We start from the raw sequence: 2,453 nt of genomic DNA, 5'->3' as shown, positions 1-2,453 counted from the left end.
CGTTCCGCCCAGGCCCGCGCGGGCGGCTTCGGCGGGGTTCGCGAAGTTCGGGAGGGCGGGGCCGGCAACCTGGGCCTCCAGCTCCGCCCAGCGGTCCACCACCGCGGCCCGCATCGGGATCGAATAGCCCGTGACGAGGATGATACACTCCCGCTTGGGGAGGTTGAAGCACGGGAGGGAGCGGCCGGTGCTGTCGGTGTAGCTGCGCTCAAAACTGAGCCCAGTGTCTCCGAGATGGGCGAGCATCGCGCGGATGTCCCGCATGACGTTCTTATGCTCCTTACCGGTGCGCTCCGCGATTTCCAGGCTCGACATGGTGGGGGCGGTGGCCGCGAGGGCGGCGGAGAGAGCGTGCGTCACGGTGCGTCCTTTCAGCGGCCCGGCAGGGGTCGCGTTCCTTGGTTCTTCGGGTGGCGGGACCCAGGGCTGAGAGGCGTGCTAAGGGGCAGCGCGGCTGTGTGTGGTGAAGCGAGACGGCGCGTGATTTGGTTGCGGCGGGCACGATGCTGGGCGCGGTCGTTTGAGGGTCGATGCACCCTGATTTTCGCAGTGCTCGGTGCGTCGTTCGGCCTTTACATCGGCGGCATCGGGATTGCGGCGCGCGGCGGAGCCCGTGGAGTGCCGGCCGCGGTCGTGATGATCCTGGCGAGCGCGGCGTTCGGATACGCTGGAAGGTCCTTAGCGCGCCTCTTCTACCGGGCGGCTACTTCGCTGAGGAGAGCGTTGGAGCCCGCGCGACATGAGCCGCGGGAACCTCGTAGGCGTCGAAGCGGCGGATGACTTCGGCACGGACTTCACGGGCCCGCGGGGCGTCTTCGAGGGTGTCGCGCCGTACGACGCCCCTGAGAAGTGAGCCGCGGAAGCACCTGGGCAGGCTCGACAGGGTGGGGGCGGCTACCAGCGCAGAGCGCTCATCACGCCAACAAACCCGAAGATCATCAGGACCGCGACGCCTCGGGCGAGAAGCTGGAACCCCAGGCGGCGCCTAAAGCTGTCGCTACGGTAGGTCGGTAGTAGCCGCTGAGCCGCAAGGGTGGCGACCACACAGAGAGCAACGACGAGCCCGAGAAACAAGAGTTTCATTTGATAGACTGCGCAATCCGGTGGCGTCAGTCTTCCTAGCCTGTTTACGGCCAAGCCGTCACTGTCCTTCGAGGGTGCCGCCCCAGCACCTCACACGGCCCTGCTGGCGGCCTTCGACGCGGGCGTGAGGGGCAATGTTCAGCTTGCCTCCGTGGGCCTGTAGCGCCTTCCTATGCCCCGCTACGTGGCAGGAGCGGCCGGGTTCAGCACGCGATGCACGGACCCCTTCCCGATACCCAGCTTGGCCGCGATGGCGCCCATGCTCATGCCCTGTTCGGCAAGCGCCTTGATCTCCTCGGAGCGAGCCCGAACAGTCGGCTTACGGCCCTTGTAGGCCCCCTCAGCCTTGGCCTTCGCGATGCCCTCCCGCTGGCGCTCCAGCATCATCTCTCGTTCAAACTGAGCCACGCCGCCCAGCACGTTGAGCATCAGCTTGCCGGTGGGCGTCGTGGTGTCCACGCCCAGATCCAGGATGCGGAGGGCAACGCCCTTGGCTTCCAGGGTCTCAATGATCTTGCCCAGGTGGACGACGCTACGAGCCAGCCGGTCCAGCTTCGTGACCACGAGGATGTCCCCGTGGCGGGCGAACTCAAGGGCCGCTTCGAGCTGCTTGCGAGGGGCCACGGAGGAGACCTGTTCCTGAAACAGCTTCTCACATCCCAGAGCCGTCAGGTCACGGAGCTGTGCCTCGAAGCCGGCATCCTGATCCAGCGTGGAGGTGCGAGCGTATCCAATGAGCATGGGGTCGTACCAGATCCAGGCGTTCCACTAGGTTCCTAGACATAGAACCATCGCCCGTTCCGAAATGCAAGACCATTCTTTTGGAACCGCTTCGGTAGCTTGCTGGAACGTTCCGCTGGAGCTTGCCCTAATGGAACACGAACACCCTCCGGTCTCATGATAGTGCCAGCATCAGGTAGGCGTGATGTTCGGCGCTCTCGACAAGCATCCCGCGGCTCGGCATGAAGGGAAGCAAGGTGTCTCGGCAGAGATCCAAGCTCTCTCCATCAGGATCAACACGTTGCGCAACCGCGTCCGGCGGACATTCACCGTCGAAGCCAAGTCGAGCGGCACAGCCCGCTACGTCTCCATTCCCTCCAAGCAGCCCCGAGAGCCACGGAAGAGAGCCGGACAGCCCCAAGCGGAGACCCTGTGGCCCTCGCTCGATGCTGCCGCTCCCGCCTTTCAGGCCCTCGGTGAGGCCGCCCCGGAGCATCGCCGCATCCTGCCGAGCCTCCTGGTAGCGGAGGTGCATGAGCCCGAACCGAAGGCCGCGGTCGAGCCTGAGGAGCTTCCTCGCGTTCGCCGTGCGTCGTCACCTACCGCCCCGGCCGAGAGTGCTCCACGTCGCCGCGGCAGGCCCCGGAAGG

General features: G+C 65.9%; 2 protein-coding genes. Both read right to left on the bottom strand.

The genetic code is table 11. The annotated features are described in order from the left end of the window. The coding region (locus MZTS_RS21175; RefSeq protein WP_343068825.1) for a Rha family transcriptional regulator at positions 1 to 360 on the bottom strand (360 nt) is incomplete at its 3' end. A gap of 903 nt (positions 361 to 1,263) precedes the next feature. Beyond that, a complete protein-coding gene (locus tag MZTS_RS21170; RefSeq protein ID WP_192285313.1) occupies positions 1,264 to 1,824 on the bottom strand; it encodes a recombinase family protein in 561 nt (186 codons plus the stop codon). Between the last annotated feature and the right edge of the window lie 629 nt (positions 1,825 to 2,453).

The organism is Methylorubrum zatmanii, from assembly GCF_014845115.1.
GTDB classification, from domain to species: domain Bacteria; phylum Pseudomonadota; class Alphaproteobacteria; order Rhizobiales; family Beijerinckiaceae; genus Methylobacterium; species Methylobacterium zatmanii.
Note: the sequence above shows the minus strand (reverse complement) of the source record. Positions and strands in the feature narration are given on the sequence as shown.